Origin of the sequence: uncultured Porticoccus sp. (assembly GCF_913061305.1) — a bacterium.
GTDB lineage: Bacteria > Pseudomonadota > Gammaproteobacteria > Pseudomonadales > Porticoccaceae > Porticoccus.
Genome location: NZ_CAJXST010000003.1, coordinates 219,291 through 245,195, shown reverse-complemented (window position 1 = coordinate 245,195; position 25,905 = coordinate 219,291). Strand labels below are relative to the sequence as shown.

Below are 25,905 nucleotides of genomic sequence, written 5' to 3'. Positions count from 1 at the left end.
ATCATTATCAAAAATAATCAGAGATCTCGTAAATGCAGGCTCACTGGGTACGCCGTTTTACACATTCGAAACTACTGGTTCTGAATATCGCAGTAATACTGGTGGCCTTATCCTGTTTGTATCCCAGAGCCAGTCAGGCAGAGATGGATGACAGCTTTGCTCAGCTACGTCAATTGGCACAACTGGCCGAATACATTGCTGTGGATTACGTGGAAGCCGTTAGAGATGGACGGGTGACCAACGAGGGTGAATATCGGGAAATGCTCGAATTTTCCCAGCTTATTGTGACTAATATTTCCGCTATTCAGAAAAAACCAGCCAAGGCTGACGACTTGGCAGCCCAGGCAAGTGCGTTACAGTATGCCATCCAGAAGAAACAAGATACCGCGACTATTCGGCAAATGAGCGGTAACTTGCGAGGTTCTTTATTGGCTCTGATACCGCAGTCATCCCTACCTGATCGCCTGTTGCCCAGGGCGAGCGTCAAACAGCTTTTTGAGAATCAGTGCGCCTCTTGTCATGGTGTGTCCGGTGGCGGCGATGGTGTGCTGGCTGCGCAACTGACGCCAGCTCCAACCGATTTTTCTGACAAAGAGCGGGCCCTTAATCGATCACTGTTGGGCCTGTACGATGCTATCTCTCGCGGTATAGATGAAACCGCGATGCCGGCTTTTGACCAGTTGTCAGAACAGGAACGCTGGTCTCTGGCCTTCTACGTTGGCAGTCTGGCATTTCAATCCGGCTCGCCTGTACCGGGTGAGGTATCCAATGTCACCTTGCAGCAATTGGTCAACCATAATCCGGCACAACTGGCTGCCGATCATCCGGAGGTTACTCTGCAGGCTGTGGAAAGCCTGCGAGCCAATCCGGAGCCGCTGTTCGAGGTATCAGCCGATCCCCTTAAAATCACCCGCAACCAACTGCTGCTTGCACAGGCGGCGCACCAGCGGGGCGACTACCAAGCCGCACAGACACTGGCGGTCAGTGCCTATCTGGACGGTTTCGAGTTGATCGAAAACAGTTTGGACACGCAGGATAAAGCACTGCGCCAGATGCTGGAAGCCGACATGATGGCAATGCGGCAACTATTTAAACAGCCACAACCTGCAGGCGTGGTGGAAGCGGCGATGAGCCAAACACTGGCACAGTTGGATGACGCGGATCGGTTGTTATCCGAGTCCACACTGTCCAATGCCACACTGTTTGGTGCAAGCCTGGTCATCCTGTTGCGCGAGGGGCTTGAAGCGTTACTGGTGGTTATTGCCATGGTCACCGTGTTAGTGCGAACCGGGCGCAAGGACGGGCTTCGCTATGTGCATTTGGGCTGGGTTGCGGCATTGCTGGCCGGTGTTGCCACCTGGGCGGCGGCACAGTCACTGATCAGTATCAGTGGTGCCAGCCGGGAAGTTATGGAGGGTGTCGCGGCGCTGTTGGCGGTATTGGTGTTGCTCTATGTCGGCATCTGGATGCACAGTAAAACCCATGCCGCGCAGTGGCAGGCCTATATCCAGCAGCATATCAATACCCACCTGACGTCGGGGACACTGTGGGGGCTGGCGTTACTCGCATTTATCGTGGTGTATCGCGAAGTGTTTGAAACGGTATTGTTTTATCAGGCGCTGCTCACGCAGGCGGTATCCACTCAATACCCATCGGTTATCGGCGGTTTTGCTCTCGGTGTCGGTTTACTGGTGCTTCTGGCCTGGGTATTGGCCCGTTATTCGGTGAAGTTGCCTATTGCCAAATTCTTTTCCATTACCACCTACCTGTTGCTGGCCCTGGCATTCATTTTGATGGGCAAGGCTGTATCGGCACTGCAGGAAGCAGCCCTCATTGGTATCACCCCATTACCTGTCAGTTTCGAAATCGACTGGATTGGCGTCAAGTCCAGCTGGCAGGGGATACTGGCGCAACTTTCAGTTCTACTGGTTTTTATGCTGGCAACGGGGTCGAGAAAGAAAGCTTCCTGTGCGACATCCCGTACAAGCGATTTTGAAAATCCAGGTGTTGCCCCTTCGAAGCCGGACTAACCAGCCGCTTGCTCGGTTGCCACATCGGCCACGGTTTGAGTCGTGCCGGCTTCATTTACGCTCAGGAAGTTGTGTCGGTTGGCTTCGTTCTATCCGTTTGGGTCATGGTGGCATCCCCTGGGCAAAAATAGAGTAAAGTCCAACCAGTGGAGAACTTGAAGGGCTGTTCGCTCGAACAAATTCGTAATTTACCCTGTGGAGACAGACTGCCGAGCAATAACCAGTCAAGGCCGGATTCACCCAGCCGGCTTTTCAACTGGTCGAGATTGAAATCCTCGCTCAGGCGCGTTGACTGTATTGTCCAGCCATCGTTCAGACGTTGTTGGAGGGTATAAAAATCCGTTGGAGGCTCAAAGGCGAAATAGCCGCGCTGCTGCAAGGTCAGGCGCTTCTGCTCCTGGCCTGACTCCTCGTGAGGGCGCAGCTGAAAAGTGCGGTGGTGTCCGAACTGGGCGCCCTGTGCCTTGCAGACCAGCGCGTTGTAGTAATGATTGTCGGTAGCGCACAGCAGAAAACTCAGATGCTCGTCATCTAACTCATGCTCGGCATGTTCGGAGAGAATTTCTCCATAGTAGACCTTGATGCCATCCATGCGGATTGGTTTTAGGCGTTGATAAGATCCATCGGTGACAACCACGTCTACCTCAAGATCCTTGAGGGCCTTTGCCAGGGCCTGAGTCCAGGGAGAGGCTCCTACGATCAGCAGACCGTTTTCTTCCTTTGCCGCCAGAAACAATTTTCGCGCCAGTGGCCCCAGAGTAAGACCGTGCGCCAATACGGTCACGAAAATGATCAGGAAAACGATCGGTAGAAGCAGTTCGGCGTCCTGATAGCCGGCAGCAACCAGTGCCGGACCAAAGATGCCCGCAGTGGCTGCGGCTACGATACCTCTCGGCGCAATCCACGCCAGCAGTAGTTTGTCCTTGCCGCGCATGGGTGCACCCAGCGTTGCCAGAAAGATGGACAGCGGCCGCACCAGCAAGAGGATGGCCAGCACGAAGGCCATCACTCGCCAGTTCAGCAGCTCCAACTGATCGATTCTGAGCTGAGAAGGGATGACGATGAATAGCACTGATACCAGCACGATGGTGAGATTTTCCTTGAAGTGACGCAGTGGCTCGCGCTCGACCAGTTTCATATTGCCGATGACCAGGCCCATCACCGTCACAGTAAGTAACCCTGCCTCATGCTGGACCAGATTACTGGCCCAGTAAGCCGCCAGCACCAGCAACATCAGTAGCGGTGGCTTGAGGTGAGGAGGGACTCCTCCGCGACGGTAGAACCAGCCTGTGAGCCATCCTCCCACACCTCCAAACAGCGCTGCTGCGGCGATTGCCGCTCCGAGCCCTGTGAGTACCTGAGACCAATCGCTCCCGGCCAGCGTGAAGTATTGAAAAGTGAGTACCGCCAGCAATACACCCATCGGGTCGTTGACGATTCCCTCCCATTTCAGCAGTGAAGCCGACTCCCCGTTGAGACGGGCCTGACGCAGCAAAGGCAGAATCACAGTCGGACCTGTGACCACCAGAATAGCGCCCAGTACCCAAGCGACCGGCCAGCTCAGTCCGGCAACAAAATGTGCGGCCAGTGCACCGAAAACCCAAGCCAGCGGCGGGCCAAGAATGGTCAGGCGGCCCACGCCGTGACCAACGCGCCGAATTTCGCCAACCTTCAAATCCATACCGCCTTCGAACAGGATAATCGCGACCCCCATACCAATGAGCTCTGTCAGTTCGGTTTGAGATAAACCCAGTTCGATGATGCCGCTCACAGGTCCCAGCAAAAGGCCGGCTGTAATCAGCACAACGATTGCCGGCAGATGGATTCGCCAGGCAAGCCATTGGCTGGCAAGTCCGGCGCTCAAAATAATCAGCATAAGGGTGGCGGCGTGCATGGGTGCTCCATTGAGCCATGTTGAGGCAGAAACACCTTATCAGTCATTAGGGTATTTTTTCAATATAATTGTTAATAAAATCAGCTAACTATATTTATCTATTAATAGTAATTCGAGAAATTATCCAGCGCGGTGATCTCCGTAATTTCAAGTTCAAGACGGTTTCTCTCAACACATGACCTACAATGGCCACCAGATTTTTGTGGAGAAGGCACAGGCCAATGGCAAAAATCAGCAACAATGCCCCTAGCTGAGACCACTGGTGGCGGCAGGGGCCGGGGTTACAGCGTCCTACAGAGCTGGATACCTCCCCCCGCTAGGGGTGGTTGCCCCGATGGCTGTGGATATGCTCCATCACTTTGGATACTTCGGTGTCGCTGGCTTTTTTGTGCATAAAAGGAATGGCGCACAACAGGGCGCGCAACTGGCGTACATAGCGGCGGCAGTGGCGGCACAACAACAGATGCATTTTTGTGGCCAGCAGTTGACGGCGGTCCATGTCGCCGTCGAGCAGTTGATCGGCCGTGTTAACGATATCTCGACATTTCAACACGCGCCGGCCCCCTCGTAATGATCCGCAAGCATAAACAATTGGCTTCCCGCTCTGCGCAAGATCGCTGCTCTTGCTTTGGATGCAGTGAACGGGCGTTCGTTACAGAGACCACCAAAAGAAGAGGCCTGTGGAGTTTAATGTTTCAGGTACTGTGCGCGGGTTTCTGGGTATGGCGTTGAGCAGGTCGGGATCAGCCAGGCCCCGGTTAAACACTCCGGGACGTGCTGAAAAAGATCAACGACTGTCATGACTGGCGATAGCCTCCAGCGTCGATGGGTTGGGATAGCCATCTGCAACCATATTGTTGGCAAGTTGGAATTCACGCAGTGCACTGCGGGTCGCGGAGCCCAGCACACCGTCCACCGGACCGGCATCGTAACCGAGTGTGTTCAGTGTCTTCTGGGCGAGCTCGATATCGGTCTTGCGCAGGGGGCCCTGGGCGCTACCGCTATCGCGCAGTGCCCCGGCACCGGCGATGCGATCCGCCAGGTGCCCAACGGCAATGGCGTAGAGCTCGGAGCGATTCCAGCGCATGATGATCTCGAAATTGTCGTAGACGAGCAACGCGGGACCGCGGTGTCCTGCCGGTACCAGTAACGCAGCATCCACGCTGGCGGTGGGCAGTGTTCCACCATCACTTCGCTTTACTCCGTAGTCGGCCCACGCCTGTAACGGACGGCGCTGATCGCGCTGTCCGGCATGCTGGAACGGGAAGTCGCTCGGCAACTGCACCTCGCGGCCCCAGCGAAGGCCAGACTGCCAGCCCAGGGATTTCAGGTAGTTGGCGCCGGATGCCAGGGCGTCGCGCTCACTGCGCCACAGGTCGATCTGGCCATCGCCGTCACCGTCCACGGCATAGCGCAGGTATGAAGAGGGCATGAACTGGGTATGTCCTACGGCGCCTGCCCAGGACCCCTGCATATCCGCAGGTTCGAGGGATTCGCGCTGCATCAGCTGCAGGGCTGCGATGAATTCACCTGAGAAAAAATCACTGCGCCGCTGATCACAGGCCAGAGTCGCCAGTGAATCGAGTGTTGGCATGCGACCGAGGTAGCTGCCGTAATTGGTTTCCAGACCCCAGAAGGACACGAGGTACTGCGGAGGTACGCCATACTGCTCCTGCAGATCCAGGAGAAACGGCCGGTGCTGCTCCAGTAGCGCCTGCCCGCGTTCGACACGCTCCGGGGTGACCCGCAGATCAAGGTATTCGGAAAAGGTCTGCAGAAACTCGGGTTGCTTCCGGTCAAGACTGATGACCCGCTCCTGCTGCTGCAGACCGGGGATGACATCCTTCAGAATGCTCTCGTTGATGCCCGCGCTGCGGGCCTGTGCCTGAAGTGATGTGAGACAGCTGGAAAACTCGGTGTTTGCCGACGACAGCCCCGGGATCGCGAGTATCCCAAGGATGAGGATGCGGTGTACGGCGAATGTTTTCACGTTTTGTTACTCAGTTGGCGGTTAGGGCACATTGCTGCTGATTGGTATTTTAGAAAGGCTGGTCTACGGCGTCAGGCTTTACAATACCACTGTGCCAAACCGCACAGCAAAGTATGTGAGTATCCGGCCCCGGTCAATGCCGGAAAAGCCTGTGGAAAACCTGACAACGCAGGGAATAAGACAGTGGTAAAGAAAGGTGGTCCTTGGGTTATGAGGTTATGGGCTTCCGGTTACGATTTCAAATCCCTGCGCAGGGTCTGCTCCAACTCCTTGGTCTCGGTAATGTCGAGCAGGGTGATCACCACCCCGTCAATCACGTTGTCCAGTCGGCGATAGGGCATGATCCGCACTGTAAACCAGCGGCCGTCGGTGGCAAGAATCTGCTTCTCGGAAAACACCAGGGTACTCAGGGTGTCGAGGGCATCGTCGTTGAGTTCCGGATATCTCAGGCTGGTGGTGAGATCACTGAGTGGGCGGCCAATATCGCTTTCGCGAATGTTGATGATTTTTGATGCCCGCTCGGTGTAGCGGCGTACGTTAAGATTATGGTCGAGAAACAGGATGGCGATCTCGATACTGTTGAGCAGATTTTTCATGTCGCTTTGAGCAAGAAAAAGATCATCAAGCTTGGTCTGCATCTCCGCGTTGATGGTTTGCAGCTCCTCGTTCATGGACTGCATTTCCTCCTTTGACGTGGTCAGCTCTTCATTGGTTGACTGCAATTCCTCATTGGTCGATTGCAATTCCTCGTTGGCTGACTGCAGTTCTTCATGGGACGCGCGGTTTTCCTCCCGCAAGGTCTGGATCTCATCCTGGCACTGTTGCAGCTCGGCGGTATGGGCCCGTTGCGCGGTTGCTCCAGATTTGCTTTTGTTGGTCGGGCCGGCCTGAGTTGGGGCAATATCGCGGAACACTATCATCTTCGTGCCGCGCAGAGCGGTCGGTTCCCGCAGCGCCTGTACTGTAATATCGATGCTCTGGATTCCTCCGCCGGGCAGTTGCACCTGAAGGTCTTGCAAGTGCAGCGGTTCGCTCTGCTTCGCAGCCTGACGCAGAGCGTTGCCGATGGGTGCCCGCAGACCTTCCCGCACCATGGCATGAAAATTCCAGTTGGCCTTGCCTGCGGCAGGTTCCAGGTACTTTCCAGTGCGCCCACTGATATAGACGATATCGCCTTCATCGTTGACCACGACTGCAGCCGGAGCGTAGACCTGCAGTAATACCTGGTCGGCTGCTGCTTGCAGATTATCATTTTTCTGGCGGGATGGCTTACTGGGTGGCACGGGAAGCTCCTTGGCTATCCTGGACAGGGGAGGGAACGACTTTACCGGCAACCGGATGTCGCGATGCTGGGCATTATCCTGACGCAAATAAAGTCGCAGCTTGGATTGAATGGGGGTAAACAGCTGCTCGTAGCGACCCACTGTCTCTGAACTTCCCAGTAGCAGTACACCCCCGGGGCGCAGGCTGTAGTGAAACAGGGGAATGAGTTTGCGTTGCAGGCTCTGGTCGAAGTAGATCAACAGGTTGCGGCAGGCAATCAGATCGAGCCGGGTGAACGGCGGATCAAGCACCACATCCTGCTGGGCGAACAGCACCAGGTCACGGATATCGCTGTTGATCCGGTAACCGTCGTCATGGGCGCTGAAAAACCTCGCCAGGCGCTCCGCAGAGACGCTCTTGCTGATGTCGGCGGGGTAGTGGCCTCGACGGGCAGTGGCAATGGCGTCAGGGCTCAGGTCTGAGGCAAAGATCTGCAGTGTGAAGCCATGGGGTGCCGGCAGCTTGTCCAGCACCTCAGTGAAGGCTATGGCCAGAGAGTAGGCCTCTTCCCCGGTTGAGCAGCCGATCGACCAGGCGCGCAGATTCGGTTCTCCGCGCTGCCGCGCCAGCAGTTCTGGCAGGGTAGTATCGATGAGATGTTGCCACACCGGGGCATCGCGGAAAAAGCTGGTCACTCCGATCAGTACTTCCTTGAACAGCAGGTCGATTTCCTGGGGATTCTGCTTGAGGAAATCCGCGTATAGCGTTGGGGTGGCAAGGTTGTGGATCGCCATGCGTCGCTCCATACGGCGGTGCAGGGTACTGGGTTTGTACAGCGAAAAATCGTGGCGGGTGTGGCGGTGCAGCAGGCCGAGGATACGCTGCATGGGGGTTGATTCCAGCTCGGGTTCAACCGTATTCATGTCAGGTATATCCCGGTTTGGCACCTGGTCAACACAGGATAGGATGCGGGCGGGCAACTCGTCAGGAGGGGCAATGATATCGGCGCAGTTTGCGGCGATGGCGCTTTTCGGCATGGCGTCGAACTGTGCCGTGTCAGTCTGTTGTACTGCGGTGAGACCGCCTACGGCCTTGATTGCCTGCAGGCCCAGGGTGCCGTCGGAGCCCATGCCGGACAGTACTACCCCTATGGCTCGTTCCCCCCGAGCGCTGGCCAGGGAAGAAAACAGCACATTGATGGGCAGGCGCATGCCCCTGGGTTCCATGGGTTTTGCGAGGGTCAGCAAATCGTCGACAACGCTGAGCTCCGTATTGGGCGGAATCACATAAACGCAGTCCGGCTCGACAGACATACCCTGTGTGGCTTCCTGTACCGACATTGGGGTAATGCGCTGGAGCAATTCTGGCAGCAGTGCCTTGTGGGTAGGATCGAGATGTTGTACTACCACATAGGCCATGTGGCTGTGCGGTGGGACGTGGGCAAGGAACTGCTCCAGCGGTGCCAGCCCGCCCGCAGACGCGCCAATGCCCACGATGCGTATGGCCTCCGGGGTTGGTGTCGCTGGGCTGGCAGTGATCAAGGCCGTCATGGTTCCTAACTACTAATGGGAGTAACTTACTCTGTATCTGTACTTGCGTTCTCGCAGCAGGCCAACAGAATATACTCGCGTTCTGGTGAGCGGGTTGCCCGGATCTGCAAGTGTCGGGAAACTTTGGTGCCCTCACCGATCCCGACCACGCAGGAATCCCCGGTGCTGCCTTGTGCGACACGCTGTAGCAGGCCATGCAGCAGTGGCCGGTTTTGGTGGTTTATAAAAGTGTCGATACGCTGCCCTTCCATGTCGTCCTGGCCAATGCCAAAGAGCTCGGCGGCGGCAAGATTGCTCTGAATGACAACGCCCTTGAAATCGATGACAAAATAGGCAAGAGGGACGTAATTGTATAGTGTCCGGTAAAGGCCGAGTTCCTCCCCAAGTGCCCGCTCATTAGCGACCATTTCCTCGTTCTGCAAGTCAAGTTCCACCTGGTAGACCTGCAGCTCATGTAGCAACTTGAGGGCATCTCCCGCCTTATTGGGGTTACTGGACAGTTCGTGGAGCAGACGTAGAGCATCAACCCCCATCGACCAGTGACCTGCTATTGGTGTTGTGCCCGCCTGCAAGTGTGATTCAGCCTTTTCTCGCAGTTTCCTATAGACATCGGATTCATCAACGGTTGTATGCATAGAGACTCCATACTTGCTCTCGGTATATAGCCGTCATAGTAGCCTATCGCGACAGAAATTAGTCTGGTGAGATCAGTTATCTTCAGCGTGCCCGCATTCTCAAGAACCTGAACTGTTGCGGTTATACATAAAGCGGGCCATCAACGGTTTGACACTGATGCCGTGGATGACAATGGATAGCGCCACTACAATCAGCGTCAGGCCGACCAGTTCCAGGGCGATCTCCTCGGACAAACCATGCTGGATGGCAAACATCAGATAGAACAGGGAGCCAATGCCCCGGACCCCGAACCATCCCACCATACCGCGCAACGGCCATGAGGTTTTCGTTCCCAGCAGACCAATAAAGACACTGAGCGGACGTACCACCACAAACAGAAACAGTGCCAGTCCCACCGCAGGCAAGCGCCAGGAATCGAGAAACAGCGTGCCGCCGATGAGCAGCACAAGCATCATTTCCGAAAGTCGTTCCAGTTGTTCCTTAAAGATCAGTGCGCCGCCGCTGACCGATGTTGGGGAGTTGGTATCTGGACTGGTACTTTTTGCCTCTGCCTCTGCCTCTGCTTCCGGTTCAATCGAACCTGGCTGTACAGGGTTCGGGTTTTCCTGGGGGCCGGCAAGTTCGAGTTCAGTTTGCCGCAAGCTGACGGCAGCGAAAAATACCGCCAGGAAGCCCCAGGCATCGACCAGCAGGCTCAAACCATAGACCACACCGATCAGACCGAGAGCGAGAAAATTGTCCATGAGATTGTAATGGGGCTGAGAGCCTCGAAGTCTGCGCACCAAATAGGCTAGAGCACGCCCTGCCACCAGCCCGATTGCGACGCCGGCAGCAGTAGCCCAGAGCACATCAACCAAGACCCAGCGCAAGCTGAATTCGCCGAGATCGTGCAAACCGAGCATCCCCAGGCCCAGCATCACAAAAGGAAAAGCACTGCCGTCATTCATGCCCGCTTCGCAAGTCAGCGTAAATCGCAGAGGTTCGCGGTCACCGGGATGACGGGTCTGTACATCAGTGGCCAGCACCGGATCGGTGGGTGCGAGGATGGCACCCAGCAGAACGCCGGCACCCAATGGCAGGCCGAGAACATAATAAGCAAAGGCTGCGACCATCCCGACACTGAGCGCCATGGACACTGAGGCCAGCAGGATTGGTGCACGCCAGCGTGAAAAGCTGACAGGCGCTGGCATCTTGACGCCAGCGGAGAATAACGAGATCAACACGACCACTTCGGTAAGTACCTCGAGCAACGCGGATTGCTGGAGGGGGTTGAAATGAAACAGGTTCAGTACCGAGGGGCCGAGCAGAAGCCCGAGAGCCAGATAGAACATGGCCGGAGTGATGGGCGAGCGCTGCAGTATAGTTGCCGTCAATCCCCGCGCAAGCAACAAGCCGCCTACCAACAGAAACCAGAGTGAGTTAGACATGATACGTTTGCTGCATTGGACGTTTGATCCCGAACACTGTTTCGGCGGCAGTATATGAAAACATAGGGTTGTAACGGCCTGTTAGTCTCTGAGGTACATGACGGCGTGGCAGGTAAATCCCTGGTTTGCAACCAGTCATTATTCCTGCTGATCCTTGCGCACTCGCTGTTGCAAGAAAACGTATAGTGATACTCCCACGTTGCGGCGACAGTCTCCGTTCGCTGAACCTCATACAGGTAAATAAGCGCTGGTTCCGTAAAACCCAACCTGGCCTGAGAGGCAATCTTTGTGGTTTAACGTACAGATCAGTGCCTTCACTGACTTCATACTGGGTCGTTGCGAGATTCGCTTCGCCGCCCTGCGATGCCTAAAGCATAGTGGTAGATCGCTATGTTTTCCGGTTGCCCTGATGTCAGATGCGAAATGTGTCCTGTTGCCCTTCGAATCCACTATGCGCAGTAATTTGTCCGTCGGTATGCCCATCGACCTGATCTGCTACAGGCTCGACAGTCTCGCCGTAACCATGCGCCGACGCTTTGATCCGGGCGATGGCTATTTCACGACACTGGGCAAGGATTGGCGTGCAGGTACCCGTGATGTCTTCAGGCGATTGCCGAACCTGAAGTGGTAGTGTTGTCGAATAGTATGGGGTGACCAGATGACCCGAAAAAACAACCTGACCCCGGCAACAATGGCACTGGTCATTACCTGTGAGCATGGTGGCAATCATGTTCCCGAGCCTTATCGTCATTTGTTCCACAACGGCCGCACATTACTGGAAAGCCATCGCGGTTTTGACCCCGGAGCCCTGATCATGGCCAAGGCCCTGGCCAGGCGTTTTGGCGCGCCACTGCTGACCTCCACGGTCAGCCGTCTGGTGGTGGATCTGAATCGCTCCATCGGCCATCGAAACCTGCACATGGGCGCGATTCAAGAGCTGCCTGCTGAAATTCGCCAAACGATATTAGAACACCATTACCAACCCTATCGCAGTGAAGCTGAAGCATTGGTTGCACAGCAAATTGCCCGGCGGGGCAGGGTGATTCACATTTCCTGCCATAGCTTCACAAACAACTTCAATGGCGTGGTGCGGCATGCAGACATCGGCCTGCTCTATGATCCGGCCCGGCAGGGAGAACGAGCCCTGTGCGCGAACTGGAAATCTGTGCTCAGGGTGTCTGCCCCCGACCTTGAAGTACGTCGCAACTTTCCCTATGAAGGCCGCAACGATGGTTTTACTTCAACGCTGAGAAAGAAATTCCCGCCCGACGCCTATCTGGGTATCGAGCTGGAACTCAACCAGAAAAATCTTCTGTTTCCTGCAAGGCAATGGACTGGTCTGCGGGAGTTGATCATTACCTCTTTGCAGACCGTACTCAGAGACTATTATTCATGATAACGCCACTCACAATGCATCCAACACAGAACAGGGTCCATACTATGAAGATCCGCATCGGCTACGAACTGGTATTCGACTGCCCCAAACCGACCCCAATGATTCTTACACTCAAGGTGCATTCCAGCCGGGCCCAGGACCTGATTGTCCCCGATCACGTGGTTGCGACCCCGCCAATCCCCATTGCGGCCTATTTCGACAGTTACGGAAATCAATGCACACGTATCGTCGCGCCGGAAGGGATCCTGCGCTTATCCACGGAGGCCATCATCAACGACAGCGGGTTGCCCGATGCGGTGAATCCGGAGGCAAGACAAACCGCGGTCGAACAACTTCCTGACGAGACACTGCTGTTCCTGCTTGGCAGCAGGTACTGCGAAACGGACCCACTGGTAGAGACTGCCTGGCAACTGTTCAGCAATAATGTGACAGGTTGGTCCCGGGTCCAGGCAATATGCGACTACGTTCATGATCATATTGAGTTTGGCTACCACCATGCGCGAAGCACAAGAACCGCGTGGGAGGTTCTTCAGGAGAAACAGGGCGTGTGCCGCGACTTTGCGCATCTTGCCATCACCCTGTGTCGTTGCATGAACATCCCCGCCCGCTACTGCACAGGTTATCTGGGCGATATGGGTATTCCGCCACCCTACGGAGAAATGGATTTCGCTGCCTGGTTTGAAGCCTATCTCGATGGCCAATGGTACATATTCGACCCGCGCAACAACATGCCCCGCATCGGCCGTATTCTTATCGCTCGTGGCCGCGATGCCGCTGATGTTGCTATCAGCACAGCATTCGGACCGAGCACCCTGAAATGTTTCAAAGTACACACAGACGAGCTCCCTGAGAGCTGCGCCAGCCCGATAACCCAGATCGCCCTGTAACCAGTATTCGCCGAGGCCGGTTGCCCATTGCTGAATCCGAACAGCAGTGGCCTGCCATGCCGTCAGCGCGGCTTTATGGCATATCTGAACCCGAGGTTACGTGTTGTTCCGCACAGACCAGGGCTTGAGCTTCAACTACCTTGGGAGTCTCAGCCATGCATTGACATGAGGTCATGGTAAGCGGCAAAAGCCAAACGGAACACTCATCTGGAGATTAGCTCATGAACAAAAATCAGCTCAAAGGTCATGCGAACGAAGCGAAAGGGAAGGCCAGGGAAGTTGCCGGCAAAGTGACCAATGACAAAAGCATGGAGTACAAGGGTAAAGCCGAGAAGCATGGCGGCAAGGCTGGAGCCGTGTTGAGTGATGTCAATGGCGACTCCAAGAAACCAGCGAAATGAACCAGGAGAAAAACGAAATGGACTATTCAACGACACAGTTTAATGCCACCGATGATATGCAGATCGGCGTCACGTTACTGAGTGCCGCCACCATTACCGGCGACGAAGTCTGTAACATGCAGAATGAAAAGCTCGGCAAGATTCAGGACGTTATGCTTGATATAGCAGAGGGCAAGATACGTTATGTAGTCCTGGCATCAGGCGGATTTATGGGTATGGGCGACCGCCTGTTCGCGGTGCCGTGGAAGGCATTGAAGCAGGATAAGGAGAACAAGCGTTTCATACTCGACGTGGATGTTGAGCGCCTGAAGAACGCCCCGGGCTTCGACAAGGATCAATGGCCAAATATGGCCGACCCCGCCTGGAACTCGACCGTTGAGTCCTACTATGTCCGGTGAACAGATAGCCCAGGAGGCTGGGCGAGGAAGGTTCGGGTATTAGCACTTACCAGGATCAACCGTGCGAACGGGGCCATGCGTCATGGCAAAATAGCATCGCAGTGGCCGGTGGCGGGCCGCTGCTTTTCAACCAATCCGGCAGCAACTAATGCAGAAGTTCGCAACGTCCCAAGGCAGGCAGGAATCCCTGGCTGGTGGTGCGAGTGTTGTCGATCGAGACCCGGCGACGTTACATCCCCATAAACGACTCTTCAACGTGGCTGAGCTTCGCCTGTTTCGCTACACGGCGGTTCTGTTGTCCCTGGTTGCAATGACCGCACTGATCGCCATCATTCTGTGGTCACTCGGTTGGGTGCTGAGTGTGTTCAATAATCTTCTCCTGTCGCTTTCCCTGGCGGGTATTCTGGCACTGGTGCTTTATCCGGTGGTAGGGTTTCTGGAGAAACGGCTTCGCTTGCCCCGCGTGCTGGCTATCATGCTTCTGCTGACCGTCTTTATGGCGGGTATCGGCGGTCTGATTTTTCTGCTCGTCCCCGTGCTGATCAGCCAGGTTGTCCAGTTGATGACTGTTTTGCCGGATACACTGGCAAGCTGGCAGGAACGTTTCTCCGCACACTTTCCGGAACTCAGCTCCATGATCTCTACCAGCGTGGAGAGTAACGGGGGGGAGGAATCCCAGCCAGTTTTGCCAGTTCTGGAAGATACCGGCACGACCATCATGTCCTATCTGGGGGTATTGGCGGGTATCAGCTTTGTGCCCCTATTCCTGTTCTTCACTCTGCTTTCCGGGGACCGGCTCAGGGGAAAGGTTTCCGAACTGTTATCCGTATTTCACACACCAACCCAGCAGAAAGCACTGTATTTTATAGATGTGTTTGTGGAATACGTCACCACATTCTTTCAGGGCCAGCTGATCATTGCTGTGTGCATGGGCACCTTGTATGCCATCAGCTTTACGTTGATCGGCCTGGAGTTCGGTGTGCTTGCCGGGTTCGTGCTTGGGCTACTGAATATCGTCCCCTTCCTGGGTACTCTGGTCGGCCTGCTGGTGGTTCTGCCCATGGCCTATTTTCAACCGGATGGCGGTGTCGAATTACTGGTTTTTGCCGGGGTAATCTTTGCCGCAGTACAAGTGATCGAGAGTTGGCTGCTGACACCGAAAATCATGGCCAACCGCTCGGGTTTGCACCCTGCACTCGTGGTTATTTCCCTGTTCTTTTGGGGCACGGCCTTAGGTGGCGTTATCGGCATGATACTCGCGGTCCCGCTGACAGCATTCTTCGTAGCCATCTGGCGCGAGATCAAGGCAAGCCTGAAACACACGCTGAGCAACCTGGATACCACACCATGAGGGAAGCAGAATCCAGCCAGGATCCGGACGGCGGAAGCAACGACATCCTGGGCATTGCACACATCCTGAAGGCCATGTCGGCTGACATGGTGCGTCTTGTGGTAGTGGAGGCACGGCTGTGCGGACACACGGCGCTGGCGATGATCGGACTGACCGTGGTAATAGCGTTGTTACTGGTGGGTGGCTGGCTGTTCACCGGAGCGGCATTGGTGGTCGCGCTGACCAGCCTGCAGACGTTCAGCCTGCCGGGCGCCATGTTGACGGTAGCGTTGGCACATCTGGTATTCGCGGCTCTGGCGTTCTGGCGGCTGCGGTACATTAGACGGGACCTTGCCTTTCGTGAGAGCCGGGCCAGCGTCAATAACCTGCTTACCAATGCCCAGTCTCTCTTTGACAGTGCAGGACAGGGACCACAGGAGAAGTGAGCGAGTCCCATTTGAGCAGTGCGTACGCTGCCGCACAGATCATTCTGCGTCATACTGCCATGATTTAACCCCTACACTGATGGGAATCAGAGAAGAAATCACTATGAACCCCATCAATACGGATGTTCATACATAACCTGCACCTTTGCAGATTCAGGTATGGGTCCGGTGTATTTCAGTAACCAACCAGGAGTTAAATATCCATGAAATTTGGCAAAACCATGACAGCCACCTTGCTCGCGAGTGCTCTGATGATCTCGCTGTCTGCCTGCGACAACCAGGGTCCTCTCGAAGAGGCTGGGGAAGAGGCTGACGATAAAATTGAAGACACCGGTGATGCCTTCGAAGATGCCACTGACAACTGATCCGCTACCATTTCCCAGAATTGGGTACGCAACGACGACTGCCCTGCACATCTGTGCAGGTAGTCGAGCGGGTCCAGTTCCTCTCGCCGGAGATGGTCATAAACGCAATAGTTCTACCCGGTAAAAACGCTATCGCAGCACGGCTCGGGAGGTATGTCTTTTGCAATCATTACGGAATCCCGAGTGATAGCCTTTCTCGTATTGATCCCATCGCAGGTCGTATTGATCCCATTGAGGGCTAAGTCACGCTCCTCCGAGGATCCCTTTCAAATCCCATGAAAATTGTTCTGATCTTGCTGGCCCTGCTACTGGTGACGGCTACGGCTCTCCCGTTATTGCGTCACAACCAATGGTGGATTCGTATTTTTGATTTTCCAAGAGGACAGATCACCATCGTAGGCATCGCACTGCTTGCCCTCTATCTTTATTTCTTGGATGAGAAACAGGTCTACGAATCCGTCGTTCTCGGCCTGTTGGTGCTGGCAGTTGGTTTTCAGATAGTGAAGATGCTTCCGTACACGGTGCTGATGCCGAGGCAGGTCTTGGCGTCTGAGTCGCGCTCGGACGAGGCTCACCTCAGACTGCTGGTTGCCAACGTGCTGATGGGCAACCGGGAGTCGGGCGCTTTTCTGGATATCGTGCGCGAGTATGATCCGGACGTGATCCTGACCGTGGAGACAGACGAGTGGTGGGAGGAAGCACTCAGGTCACTGGAAGAGACGTATCCGTACACGCTCAAGAACCCGCTCGACAACACCTATGGCATGCTTTTGTACAGCCGACTGGAAATGATCGATCCCGAAATCCGGTTTATTCTCAAGGACAGTATCCCGTCGATGCACACGCAGGTGGTGCTGCCGTCAGATGATCGGGTCTCTATGCATTTCGTTCACCCCGATCCGCCCAATCCAAAATATGCGACCGAGACCACTAAACGGGATGCGGAACTACTGATCCTGGGCCGGGAAACGGCGCAGCGCGACAGGCCAACAATCATTGCAGGGGACTTTAACGATGTAGCCTGGTCTTACTCCACGAGACTGTTTCAGAAAGCCAGTGGCCTGCTCGACCCGCGTGTGGGACGGGGCATGTACAACAGCTATAACGCCAGGAATCCGCTCCTGCGCTGGCCGCTCGATCACGTTTTCCATTCCGATCATTTCAAACTCGTCCACATGGAGAGAGGGCCCGCCTGGGGATCGGACCATTTTCCGATTTTTATCGAACTGAGTCTGGAGCCCGGGGCAGCTGTCGACCAGGAAGAACCGGATACAAACCGGACAGAAGGCAAACAGGTAGACGAGAAGATCGAAGAGGGTAAACAACAAACGGATGAACGTCTGCCCTGATCCTTTCTATTCTTATTGTGAGTAAAAAATGAAGATGAACATGCGATTAGCAGATTATATTCGGGCAGAAATAGAGCCAATTCTTCAGGATTGGCAAGCCTTTGCTCAAACCATCTTCCATGCCAGACATATGGGCAAGACCGGGCTGCGCGATCATGCCAGAGACATGCTGCTGGAGATTGCCGATGATCTAGATTCACGTCAGAGTGAGTCAGAACAGGCCGCCAAATCGAAGGGCCATGGGCCGGTGGAGATAGAGGGGGAGGAGTCCTGGGCAGAAGTGCACGGTGGTGATCGACAGACCAGCGGTTTCAGTGTCATGGAAACCATTTCCGAGTTTCGGGCCCTGCGTGCCAGCGTGGTGTCACACTGGACTAAAGCCTGCCCAACGATTTCCTGCGATCAACTTGAAGATCTCACCCGGTTTCATGAAGCGATTGACCAGGCCGTCGCTGAATCACTGGAGCAGTATGCGATCTTGAAAGAGATGGAAACCCGGCTGTTCGGTGCCGTTCTGCTCGCATCGCCCGACCCGATTTATGTACTGGATCTCAAAGGCCGGTTTATATACGCAAACAAGGCTACCGCCGACCTTTTCGCACTGGAGCCCGAGGAGATCATCGGAAAAACCACCTTTGATCTCGGGTTCCCGTTCGCAGCGGACTTCCAGCGCAATCTGGAAAAGGTAATTACCGACCAGTCCACCTACCGGGGCAAGTTCGTCCACAAGTTTGCTTCTGGCAAGGGCGAACGGTTTGAATATCTGCTGGCACCCGTGCTGGACGAGGATCAAAACACCGAAGCAACTGTCTGCATTTCCCGGGACATTACCGAACAGGCGCTCGCCGAGGAAAAAATCTGGCATAACGCCCATCATGACCTGCTGACCGGACTGCCGAATCGACGTCTGTTCCTGGATCGGCTGGAACAGGAAGTCAAGCATGCCAAGCGCAGTAGTTCGCCTCTTGCCGTACTGTTCACAGACCTTGATGGCTTCAAGGACGTCAACGATTCGTTTGGCCATGAGGTGGGGGATCGTTTACTGGCTGACGTGGCAGGGCGGCTGACTGATTGTGTTCGGGAGGTGGATACGGTTGCCCGTATGGGCGGTGATGAATTTACCGTAATTCTCATTGGCACTAAACGGCGCAAGGACGCCGAGCTGGTGGCCCAGAAGATCATTGATGCCCTGGCGACACCTTTTCAGATCGCGGAACAGACTGTCCAGATTTCCGTCAGCATTGGCATCTCTTTCTACCCACGGGATGCGGCCTCGCCAGTCGCTCTACTGGAGGCTGCGGATCAGGCCATGTATAAAGCCAAAGAATCCGGTTCTAACCGGCTGTATTTTTTCGACACCGCTGATAATACGGACAGATCTTCTGCCAGTTAACCTTCGAATCCAGATAATTGCTGAATAAGTCTCCACGACCAACTCTTCCCCAGCGAGGGACAGGTTCAACCTCGGCATTTGCGCCCAAGCCGCTTTGCGTTTGCTACGGCACGTCGGCGTACCGGGATGAGTGATCCCTCCATACTGGTCCTGGTGGCCTCACTGAACCGCACAGCCGCAGCTTTCATTAATCCTCCGGTCCGGTACCAGGGAGACCAAGCCAGGCGCATCAGGTCGAGACCAAAGTTCATGTAGGCTAGAGTCATCCCCGTCGCCGTGCCGTTCCATGACTCGGTAAATGCATCGAACTTCTCTTCGCCCATGCGATTCATCTCCCTGCGGTCATCTGTTGATGGCGAGGCACCGGCTTGTACCATACGCCTCATACGATGAGCAATCACCATCGGCGCGGCCACCGCCAGTTGTGCCACATCATCATTCAGTTTGTTCTTCTTTCGCTTTTTCATAGTCGTGCTCTGGTTTCGAGGGCGATGGGTCATACCCCCGGGCTGTTGCAGGAATCGGGTTCACGGTTTGCCGGGCACGGTCCTACCACACTCGAAATTTATTCGTGGCAACCGGGGTTTCTTGCATTTTTGATACTACAGAAAACGGGGCACAGGGTCCGTACACTAGCGCACGGTCAGCCGTACCACTGTGCGGGACAGGTTTTTGTCAGGCGGAGCTGACTCCGACACTTCGGTCCGTTGCTCGTCAGTGCGTCCTGAACTTACGCGGCTGAAAACGCGGCAGCGCTTCGCACAGCATCGATATCTTGCTGAACTGACATGGCGTGTTCTGAGCGTACCAGAGCCATTCGTGAATGTTTTCTGGCGGCGGCGACCATCGCGTGGTTACCTGTTTCGGCCAGCGCACAAAATGCTTTCTGCAGCCGGATGGCAACTTCAACCATAGCTGCGCCGTCACGGGCAATTGCGGTAAAGGCATCATCGAACAGGTCATCGATCACCAGCTCGGGAACGGATACCCTGTCATAGGTAATCGCCAGTAGTCTGTCCTTTTCAAGCGGGGATTGCCAAAGAGTAAACAGTCGTACCATTGTGCCAATAACATTGATGGCGGTTCCCGGGTCATTGATGCCGGGTGACAGCGCTTTGTCGGCGATCTCGGACAAGGCAAGCAGCCCGAATCTGGGATCATCTTCAAAAGTACGATTTCGGCTGATCGTGAATGCCCTGGAGAGGGTGTCTGACTTGAACGCCCCGCAGCCCTCAATGCACCCCTCAATGTCCCTTTTAACATAAAGCAGTGGATGGCTGGTGCTCACAAAGGCGCCGGGCAGTGCTGTCACCATCACCCGGCATTTAAGCGATTCAGCTTGAGACTGTAACGTCTCCAGATCAATATGCTGGACATATCCAACGCTCGCTGAGTATACGGCGACACTCCTGTCCATGGCCTGATGCGGGGAGAGTATCAAAGCGCCCAGTGTTGGCCCATGGCGACGACGATCCAGTGCATTACCGGCTGCCTTTTCCACCTGTTCAATAGTGTTGACGACCCGGCCCAGCCGGGCAACCCTGTCCACCCAGCGAACAAAAGTGATGATGACAATAGCGAACACCAGCAGGGTTAGCGCAAAGATCGCAAATAGGCCCGCAGAGCCAAACATGCCATTCTGAACCGCTATCAGGGACACAATGCTGAAGATGAAGGCGCCGATAAACGCAGACAATGCGTTCTGGGTGACGTCATCAGCAATGACCAGAGGTATGGAACGAGGGGTGGCGCCGGCACTGGCGGAGGCATAAGCGGCTACCATTGAGCCTACCGCAAACGTCGCAATGACCAACATGCTGGAAGCCATAATGGACAGCAGGGATTCGACAGATTCCAGATTGACTTTGGGCAACACACTGGCAAGACCAATATCATCAGCCAGCATGGCCATGAATGTACCGCCTATAGAAAAGACGCAAAGTATCAGTGGTTTGACCCACAAGCGCTCTTTAATTCGACTGAAAACAAAGCGCAGCCTGTCCAGAGTCAGAAGTGGTAATTGGGCCATGATTGCATCCTTTGTGGTTGTGCACAGGTTCGCTAAAAGTTGCGGGAGAAGAGTATCCGGATTCAGTCACAGCTTCTCGAATTCTTCCGAGGCACCTACGGGTGGGTACGCGTCTGCCCAAGGTGCTCGTTTATCAAGTGGATTCGCGCATTAATTCACGTCTGATTCTGCCGATTGCTCCCATGGGATTAAGTCCTTTGGGGCACACCCAGGAACAGTTGCCAATACTTCGGCAGCGAAACAGGCTAAAAGGATCCTGAAGATTTCCCAATCGCTCTATACGAGCCTGATCACGACTATCGAGAAGAAATCTCAACGACTGTAATAATGCAGCAGGTCCCAGGTATTTTTCAGGGTTCCACCACCAGGAAGGACACTGGGACGTACAGCATCCACAGAGTATACATTCGTACAATCCATCAAGCTGGGCACGCTTCTCTGGAGATTGTCGTCGTTCAATCGAAGGCGGGGCATCATGGGTGATAAGCCACGGCTTGATGCGTTTATATTGCTCAAAGAAGAGAGTTTGATCTACTACGAGATCACGAATGACCGGCATGCCGGGCAGTGGTCTGATAATCAGGCAGTCAGATGTACCCATTGCTTCCTCAACGGGCTTTATGCATGCCAACCAGTTCTTGCCATTGATATTCATACCATCTGAACCGCAAACCCCCTCCCGGCAAGAACGCCGATACGCCAGTGTTTGATCTTTTTCCCGCAGGTATTCCAATGCATCCAGAACCATCCGGTTGCGGAATTCTTCAGGAAGTGACAGAGACTGCATATAAGGTGAAGCGTCATGCTCAGGGTTGTATCGATAAATCTGAACGTTGATCATGGTCTCTCCTCTTTTTTACTAGCGCTCTATTCACGGTTGGTACAAATCCCATGATCTCATATCAAAGGTGGATCGTTGTCGCGGGCTGGGTGACGATGGGCGGCGACCGCGTCGATGAATGTGGATGCGATCCCGGTCGCATTGGTACCTTCCGCCAGCAGGATACCCGGGTCTTCATCAATGTCTGATCCAATGCGGGCCATTACCAGAAGCTCGCGTCCGGTACCCAAGGCGAGAATCGTTTTGCAGTGCCTAAACTGATCCTTGACGAACTCTATCGTATGCCCGTTGCCTGCGAGCGCCTGGATTGCCTCGCGGCCATCGGGCAGCACCAGTGCATCGAACAGGACTGCCGGAGAATTCTCCATCGACTTGTCTGCTTCTATTACCTCGCCGGAGTCGCCAACGAATATGCCAACCCGTGGCCCGACGAAATGAACCACCGCACCCGCGTCCGTCAAGGCAGTATAAAGTTCGGCGAGCGGGGTGTAGTGGACGCCATTCTCAACCAAAATGGCAATCTGACGGGTGCGGATACCACACTCTCCGGGCAGCGCAGTCAGCGACAGGGCCGGAGATTTGGTGACTTCAGGTGGCTGTGGGTTATCTATGGCCTTTGGCATAGCCTCGGGCATTTCCATACCCAAACCGGCTGCGACTTCTGCGGCCAATTCCTTTGAAACATTCACCAACGAGGACAACATCCGTTCACGTATGGCGGAGACAGCGACCTTGCTCAGCTCGAAACGAAATGCGCCTGCAATATGCGCTTTCTCGACAGCCGTCTGGCTATTGAAAAACAAGGTGGCCTGGGCATAGTGCTCGGCAAACTTCTCCGGTTTTCCGCGAACCTTGTCCTCAGCACTGGCACTGGCACTGGCACTGGCACTGGCTTTGGGGAAAGACACGAATCCTGCTGCTCCCACCTGAAAGGGGCAGCCGCCCGCCAGTGAATTTGGCTCATATGCAACGCGTCCGCGATTGAGCGCCTGACGGTGCATGCCGTCGCGCTGGTTGTTTTGTACCTGGGCAAGCGACGAATTGATCGGGATCTCATGAAAGTTGGGGCCGCCGAGTCGCGTGATCTGTGTATCGGAGTAGGAATGGATACGACCGGCGAGCAGGGGATCATTGGAGAAGTCGATGCCCGGTATGATGTGCGCCGTACAGAACGCGACTTGCTCGGTTTCCGCGAAGAAGTTATCCGGGTTGCGGTTGAGAACCATGCGCCCGACGGGCGTAAGTGGCACCAATTCCTCCGGTATCAGCTTGGTCGAGTCGAGCACATCAAAGCTGAAGCCCTCGGCCTGTTCCTCGGTGAATATCTGCAGTCCCAGCTCCCATTCGGGGAATTCACCCGACTCGATGGCTTCCCACAAATCACGCCGATGAAAATCGGCGTCTGCGCCAGCGATTTTTACGGCTTCGTCCCAGACGAGTGAATGGGTTCCCTGCAGCGGTTTCCAGTGGAACTTGCAGAAGACGGAATGACCTTCATCGTTGACCAGGCGGAAGGTATGGACGCCGAAGCCCTGCATCATTCTATAGCTGCGTGGTATGCCACGATCCGACATCGCCCACATCAACATGTGAGTGGACTCCGGCATCAGTGAAACGAAGTCCCAGAAGGTGTCATGCGCGGAGCCTGCTTGCGGCATGCCGTGATGCGGTTCCGGTTTTAGGGCATGGACCAGATCGGGAAACTTCATCGCGTCCTGAATGAAGAATACCGGTATGTTATTTCCGACCAGGTCCCAGTTGCCTTCCTCGGTATAGAACTTCACCGCAAAACCGCGGGCGTCTCGCGCGGTATCTTTTGAACCGCGTTCGCCAGCTACCGTGGAAAAGCGTGCAAACACAGGCGTAACTTTGCCTTTCTCGGCGAATGGCGCTGCACGAGTGACCTTGCCGAACGCGTCGTAGGCTTCGAAATAGCCGTGCGCTGCTGAGCCTCGGGCATGGACGACTCGCTCCGGGATACGCTCGTGATCAAAGTGTGTGATCTTTTCCCGCAGAATAAAATCTTCGAGTAACGAGGGCCCACGCAAACCCGCTTTCAGGGTGTTCTGGTTATCGCCAATGGATACCCCCTGATTGGTGGTCAAGGGTCGATCGCTTGCGTCGACCCGGACCCGGTCAAGTGATTTGGTGGTGGCGTTGGTGCCGAGCGGCGCGGCGCCGCCGGTCTTCGCGGACCCGGTTTTCTCTGTGGTTGTACTGGCGGTCGACGCACTGGAATCCGGCTTTACAGTTTCTCCGGTGGGTGGCGCGACGGCATTGCCATGACCGTGCTCAAGCTCCTTGATATTGTTGTGTGGCATCGCGGCGACCAGATCGTCGCTTGCCCGGGCGTGTGCTGCAATAATGTCGTTTGTTCTGAGCAAGCCGTCATGGACCTGTGCAGCATTGGTGGGGTTGTCGCCTTTGATTTTCTCTGATGATGGTCGAGCAGGTGTCTTTTTCCTGGCCATTGGTACTTCTCCGGGGAATCTTGGTAATGAGGGACGAACTGTCTTGATGATCGTCGGCACCGGTTATTTGTTCGCAGCAATGCAGCCTCATGTCTGAAGCACGCTGACATTGATTATTACGCTGCAGGCAGGAGATCTCTGTGCGTTGGCAAACGGTGGGGTAAGGTTTTGGTCACATAGGCCTACGTACGTCAGCGAACCGACGAACCTATCCCATCGGCGTACATTGGAACCTCATCCTGAGTTCCATATCTCGTCACGGCATAGTCCCCTTTCGGGTAATAGAGCCGGAGAAGACAAGCTGTAATGAGGTGGTTAAGCAGGGCATTTAGTCCGATTAACAAATTTGATATCGAAGGATACTTACTATGAAAAGGCTATATTCATTTGCATTTTATGCATTGGTCACGCCAGCGATCACATTCGGTACAGGTTCTGTCCTGGCACAAGATCAGAACCAGGACTCCAATCGACTGGTTACAGAAACTCCCGGAAGTGCCCAAGGCAAGCGCCCTGAACAGCTTGGCTCGCAGACTGGTGAAGAAAAGCAAAACATGCGCGACGATCAGTCCGGCATGAAAAAACAGTATGAGATGCAGAAACGGGGCGGCTATATGGGCTCTGCTCCGACTAATGGTATGCACGCGAGTAACCTGATTGGTGCTGATGTTAAAACCAAAGGTGATGAGGACGTGGGTTCGGTGGACGATCTTATCATTGATAAGGACGGACGAATCGTGGCTATTGTCGTCGGTGTCGACGGATTCCTGGGCATGGGTGAGAAATACGTAGCCATAGGTTGGGACGATGTGAAGAAATCAGGCGGTTCTGATGATATGGAATTGCGGATTGATGCGACCCGTGAAAGTCTGAGCACTGCGCCAAAATATGTAAAAATAGACTGAATTCCAGAACCCTTTACTTGTTGGGGTTGAATGAATAAACGGCAGGGGCGAAAGCCTCTGCCGTTTTCATGTGCGGTCGGCACAAATCCTTTATCAGATGCCAGTTCTCATACTCCAGAGTGCGCTAGCGCACGGTGATTGCGAGACGGTACAGATATGCTTATTCCACTGACGCCTGGTGCGTCAAAATTATCTGGAGGTAGAAATCATGGGCATTATTATATGGCTCGTCATGGGTGGCCTGGTTGGCTGGATCGCCAGCATGATCATGGGCACCGATGCCCGGCAGGGCATCATCCTCAACGTCGTGGTCGGCATTGTTGGCGCACTGATCGGCGGATGGCTGATAGGGCCGCTGCTCGGTGCCGGCTCCATCAATGAGGGCATCACGGTCATGAGCTTCATTGTCTCGCTGATCGGTGCAGTGATCCTGCTCGCTGTCCTGAAACTGATCCAACGTAGCACCGCAGGTTCCGCACACTGAGCAGTGTGCCGCCCGCCGCGTAGCAAAAACACGTGGCGGGGGCCGTTGTGCAGCCTACTGGAATACAGGCTCATGGTCCTTAGGCCGGCTTGCACCGGCGGGCCCTGAGTACTCTCATCTCTTTATTACTTCTTTCCTTTTTACCTTTCGAAAGTACCCATATTTATAACCGGTGGAGAGGATTTGTGCCTGAAGCGGCCCGCATGGCTTTTACCTGGCCTGCCAGGCCGGCCAAGAGTTCGTAGATATATTTGATGCCTGGCGCACGCAGTCGATCGGCCAGAATGCCGGCGACAAAGGCAAGGGGTAGTGCGGCAGGACTGCCAGCGAGGAACCTTGCGAGACGAATAAAGCTGTCGATACGCTGGCAAACAAGACAGACATTATGATCAATTCGGCCGCGCACCTGTGCGGCCTCCT

24 protein-coding genes are annotated in these 25,905 nt (G+C 54.9%); 13 read left to right on the top strand and 11 right to left on the bottom strand.

Going from position 1 to position 25,905, the window contains the following annotated elements; translation table 11 throughout:
- Positions 1 to 32 precede the first annotated feature (32 nt).
- Positions 33 to 2,030: a cytochrome c/FTR1 family iron permease gene (locus QZ516_RS04970; RefSeq protein WP_297187042.1), complete on the top strand. Its 1,998-nt coding sequence runs from the start codon at positions 33 to 35 to the stop codon at positions 2,028 to 2,030.
- Between the two features lie 61 nt (positions 2,031 to 2,091).
- Here QZ516_RS04970 and QZ516_RS04965 read toward each other — a convergent pair whose 3' ends face one another.
- The 6 genes from QZ516_RS04965 to QZ516_RS04940 form a co-directional block, all read right to left on the bottom strand.
- Complete coding sequence (locus tag QZ516_RS04965) at positions 2,092 to 3,924, bottom strand: sodium:proton antiporter (RefSeq protein WP_297187039.1); 1,833 nt, start codon at positions 3,922 to 3,924, stop codon at positions 2,092 to 2,094.
- Positions 3,925 to 4,240: 316 nt separating this feature from the next.
- Positions 4,241 to 4,477, bottom strand: coding sequence for a hypothetical protein (locus QZ516_RS04960; RefSeq protein ID WP_297187036.1), 237 nt, complete (start codon positions 4,475 to 4,477; stop codon positions 4,241 to 4,243).
- Between the two features lie 234 nt (positions 4,478 to 4,711).
- A complete protein-coding gene (locus QZ516_RS04955; protein ID WP_297187033.1) occupies positions 4,712 to 5,914 on the bottom strand; it encodes a lytic murein transglycosylase in 1,203 nt (400 codons plus the stop codon).
- A gap of 230 nt (positions 5,915 to 6,144) precedes the next feature.
- Positions 6,145 to 8,727 carry a chemotaxis protein CheB gene (locus tag QZ516_RS04950; RefSeq protein ID WP_297187030.1) on the bottom strand — a complete coding sequence of 861 codons (2,583 nt, stop codon included), beginning with the start codon at positions 8,725 to 8,727 and terminating at the stop codon, positions 6,145 to 6,147.
- 26 nt (positions 8,728 to 8,753) lie between these two features.
- A complete protein-coding gene (locus tag QZ516_RS04945; protein WP_297187028.1) occupies positions 8,754 to 9,362 on the bottom strand; it encodes a PAS domain S-box protein in 609 nt (202 codons plus the stop codon).
- A 99-nt stretch (positions 9,363 to 9,461) separates the two neighbouring features.
- Complete coding sequence (locus QZ516_RS04940; RefSeq protein ID WP_297187026.1) at positions 9,462 to 10,790, bottom strand: sodium:proton antiporter; 1,329 nt, start codon at positions 10,788 to 10,790, stop codon at positions 9,462 to 9,464.
- A gap of 409 nt (positions 10,791 to 11,199) precedes the next feature.
- Here QZ516_RS04940 and QZ516_RS04935 point away from each other — a divergent pair, with 409 nt between their 5' ends.
- The 10 genes from QZ516_RS04935 to QZ516_RS04890 all read left to right on the top strand — a co-directional run bounded on the left by QZ516_RS04935 (position 11,200) and on the right by QZ516_RS04890 (position 18,755).
- Complete coding sequence (locus QZ516_RS04935) at positions 11,200 to 11,421, top strand: hypothetical protein (protein ID WP_297187024.1); 222 nt, start codon at positions 11,200 to 11,202, stop codon at positions 11,419 to 11,421.
- Between the two features lie 27 nt (positions 11,422 to 11,448).
- The gene (locus QZ516_RS04930; RefSeq protein WP_297187022.1) at positions 11,449 to 12,186 is read left to right on the top strand and encodes an N-formylglutamate amidohydrolase; all 738 of its coding nucleotides are present in this window, start codon (positions 11,449 to 11,451) and stop codon (positions 12,184 to 12,186) included.
- A 44-nt stretch (positions 12,187 to 12,230) separates the two neighbouring features.
- The gene (locus QZ516_RS04925; protein ID WP_297187019.1) at positions 12,231 to 13,073 is read left to right on the top strand and encodes a transglutaminase family protein; all 843 of its coding nucleotides are present in this window, start codon (positions 12,231 to 12,233) and stop codon (positions 13,071 to 13,073) included.
- A gap of 221 nt (positions 13,074 to 13,294) precedes the next feature.
- A complete protein-coding gene (locus QZ516_RS04920) occupies positions 13,295 to 13,474 on the top strand; it encodes a CsbD family protein (RefSeq protein WP_297187017.1) in 180 nt (59 codons plus the stop codon).
- A 17-nt stretch (positions 13,475 to 13,491) separates the two neighbouring features.
- On the top strand, positions 13,492 to 13,872 hold the full coding sequence (locus tag QZ516_RS04915) for a PRC-barrel domain-containing protein (protein ID WP_297187014.1): 381 nt from the start codon (positions 13,492 to 13,494) through the stop codon (positions 13,870 to 13,872).
- Positions 13,873 to 14,020: 148 nt separating this feature from the next.
- Entirely contained in the window at positions 14,021 to 15,223 is a 1,203-nt protein-coding gene (locus tag QZ516_RS04910; RefSeq protein ID WP_297187011.1) for an AI-2E family transporter, read from the top strand.
- Complete coding sequence (locus QZ516_RS04905; protein ID WP_297187008.1) at positions 15,220 to 15,648, top strand: hypothetical protein; 429 nt, start codon at positions 15,220 to 15,222, stop codon at positions 15,646 to 15,648. The genes QZ516_RS04910 and QZ516_RS04905 overlap by 4 nt, the downstream gene beginning before the upstream one ends.
- A 203-nt stretch (positions 15,649 to 15,851) precedes the next feature.
- The gene (locus QZ516_RS04900; protein ID WP_297187005.1) at positions 15,852 to 16,013 is read left to right on the top strand and encodes a hypothetical protein; all 162 of its coding nucleotides are present in this window, start codon (positions 15,852 to 15,854) and stop codon (positions 16,011 to 16,013) included.
- A 275-nt stretch (positions 16,014 to 16,288) separates the two neighbouring features.
- Positions 16,289 to 17,362: an endonuclease/exonuclease/phosphatase family protein gene (locus QZ516_RS04895; protein ID WP_297187002.1), complete on the top strand. Its 1,074-nt coding sequence runs from the start codon at positions 16,289 to 16,291 to the stop codon at positions 17,360 to 17,362.
- Positions 17,363 to 17,402: 40 nt separating this feature from the next.
- Positions 17,403 to 18,755 (top strand): diguanylate cyclase, encoded by a 1,353-nt coding sequence (locus QZ516_RS04890; RefSeq protein WP_297186999.1) that lies wholly within the window; start codon positions 17,403 to 17,405, stop codon positions 18,753 to 18,755.
- Positions 18,756 to 18,820: 65 nt separating this feature from the next.
- Here QZ516_RS04890 and QZ516_RS04885 read toward each other — a convergent pair whose 3' ends face one another.
- From QZ516_RS04885 to QZ516_RS04870, 4 genes are all read right to left on the bottom strand, one after another.
- A complete protein-coding gene (locus QZ516_RS04885) occupies positions 18,821 to 19,222 on the bottom strand; it encodes a polyhydroxyalkanoate granule-associated phasin (protein ID WP_297186996.1) in 402 nt (133 codons plus the stop codon).
- Between the two features lie 263 nt (positions 19,223 to 19,485).
- On the bottom strand, positions 19,486 to 20,784 hold the full coding sequence (locus tag QZ516_RS04880; RefSeq protein ID WP_297186992.1) for a DUF2254 domain-containing protein: 1,299 nt from the start codon (positions 20,782 to 20,784) through the stop codon (positions 19,486 to 19,488).
- A 133-nt stretch (positions 20,785 to 20,917) separates the two neighbouring features.
- Complete coding sequence (locus tag QZ516_RS04875) at positions 20,918 to 21,625, bottom strand: succinate dehydrogenase iron-sulfur subunit (protein ID WP_297186989.1); 708 nt, start codon at positions 21,623 to 21,625, stop codon at positions 20,918 to 20,920.
- Positions 21,626 to 21,681: 56 nt separating this feature from the next.
- Positions 21,682 to 24,096, bottom strand: coding sequence for a catalase (locus QZ516_RS04870; RefSeq protein ID WP_297186986.1), 2,415 nt, complete (start codon positions 24,094 to 24,096; stop codon positions 21,682 to 21,684).
- A 368-nt stretch (positions 24,097 to 24,464) separates the two neighbouring features.
- On the opposite strand from QZ516_RS04870, the gene QZ516_RS04865 reads away from it, so the two are divergent.
- On the top strand, positions 24,465 to 25,001 hold the full coding sequence (locus QZ516_RS04865; RefSeq protein WP_297186984.1) for a PRC-barrel domain-containing protein: 537 nt from the start codon (positions 24,465 to 24,467) through the stop codon (positions 24,999 to 25,001).
- Between the two features lie 208 nt (positions 25,002 to 25,209).
- Complete coding sequence (locus tag QZ516_RS04860; RefSeq protein WP_297186981.1) at positions 25,210 to 25,485, top strand: GlsB/YeaQ/YmgE family stress response membrane protein; 276 nt, start codon at positions 25,210 to 25,212, stop codon at positions 25,483 to 25,485.
- A gap of 163 nt (positions 25,486 to 25,648) precedes the next feature.
- On the opposite strand, the gene QZ516_RS04855 is transcribed toward QZ516_RS04860, so the two are convergent.
- Positions 25,649 to 25,891, bottom strand: a complete 243-nt coding sequence (locus QZ516_RS04855) for a hypothetical protein (protein WP_297186978.1) — start codon at positions 25,889 to 25,891, stop codon at positions 25,649 to 25,651.
- Between the last annotated feature and the right edge of the window lie 14 nt (positions 25,892 to 25,905).

Excerpts from the sequence above, each read along its gene's own strand:
- QZ516_RS04895 (WP_297187002.1), top strand. The coding sequence starts at position 16,289 with ATGAAAATTGTTCTGATCTTGCTGGCCCTGCTACTGGTGACGGCTACG.
- QZ516_RS04970 (WP_297187042.1), top strand. The coding sequence starts at position 33 with ATGCAGGCTCACTGGGTACGCCGTTTTACACATTCGAAACTACTGGTT.
- QZ516_RS04940 (WP_297187026.1), bottom strand. The coding sequence starts at position 10,790 with ATGTCTAACTCACTCTGGTTTCTGTTGGTAGGCGGCTTGTTGCTTGCG.
- QZ516_RS04890 (WP_297186999.1), top strand. The coding sequence starts at position 17,403 with ATGCGATTAGCAGATTATATTCGGGCAGAAATAGAGCCAATTCTTCAG.
- QZ516_RS04930 (WP_297187022.1), top strand. The coding sequence starts at position 11,449 with ATGACCCGAAAAAACAACCTGACCCCGGCAACAATGGCACTGGTCATT.
- QZ516_RS04965 (WP_297187039.1), bottom strand. The coding sequence starts at position 3,924 with ATGCACGCCGCCACCCTTATGCTGATTATTTTGAGCGCCGGACTTGCC.
- QZ516_RS04870 (WP_297186986.1), bottom strand. The coding sequence starts at position 24,096 with ATGGCCAGGAAAAAGACACCTGCTCGACCATCATCAGAGAAAATCAAA.
- QZ516_RS04945 (WP_297187028.1), bottom strand. The coding sequence starts at position 9,362 with ATGCATACAACCGTTGATGAATCCGATGTCTATAGGAAACTGCGAGAA.
- QZ516_RS04900 (WP_297187005.1), top strand. The coding sequence starts at position 15,852 with ATGAAATTTGGCAAAACCATGACAGCCACCTTGCTCGCGAGTGCTCTG.
- QZ516_RS04925 (WP_297187019.1), top strand. The coding sequence starts at position 12,231 with ATGAAGATCCGCATCGGCTACGAACTGGTATTCGACTGCCCCAAACCG.
- QZ516_RS04885 (WP_297186996.1), bottom strand. The coding sequence starts at position 19,222 with ATGAAAAAGCGAAAGAAGAACAAACTGAATGATGATGTGGCACAACTG.
- QZ516_RS04860 (WP_297186981.1), top strand. The coding sequence starts at position 25,210 with ATGGGCATTATTATATGGCTCGTCATGGGTGGCCTGGTTGGCTGGATC.
- QZ516_RS04915 (WP_297187014.1), top strand. The coding sequence starts at position 13,492 with ATGGACTATTCAACGACACAGTTTAATGCCACCGATGATATGCAGATC.
- QZ516_RS04905 (WP_297187008.1), top strand. The coding sequence starts at position 15,220 with ATGAGGGAAGCAGAATCCAGCCAGGATCCGGACGGCGGAAGCAACGAC.
- QZ516_RS04880 (WP_297186992.1), bottom strand. The coding sequence starts at position 20,784 with ATGGCCCAATTACCACTTCTGACTCTGGACAGGCTGCGCTTTGTTTTC.
- QZ516_RS04875 (WP_297186989.1), bottom strand. The coding sequence starts at position 21,625 with ATGATCAACGTTCAGATTTATCGATACAACCCTGAGCATGACGCTTCA.
- QZ516_RS04935 (WP_297187024.1), top strand. The coding sequence starts at position 11,200 with ATGTCAGATGCGAAATGTGTCCTGTTGCCCTTCGAATCCACTATGCGC.
- QZ516_RS04865 (WP_297186984.1), top strand. The coding sequence starts at position 24,465 with ATGAAAAGGCTATATTCATTTGCATTTTATGCATTGGTCACGCCAGCG.
- QZ516_RS04910 (WP_297187011.1), top strand. The coding sequence starts at position 14,021 with ATGCAGAAGTTCGCAACGTCCCAAGGCAGGCAGGAATCCCTGGCTGGT.
- QZ516_RS04920 (WP_297187017.1), top strand. The coding sequence starts at position 13,295 with ATGAACAAAAATCAGCTCAAAGGTCATGCGAACGAAGCGAAAGGGAAG.
- QZ516_RS04950 (WP_297187030.1), bottom strand. The coding sequence starts at position 8,727 with ATGACGGCCTTGATCACTGCCAGCCCAGCGACACCAACCCCGGAGGCC.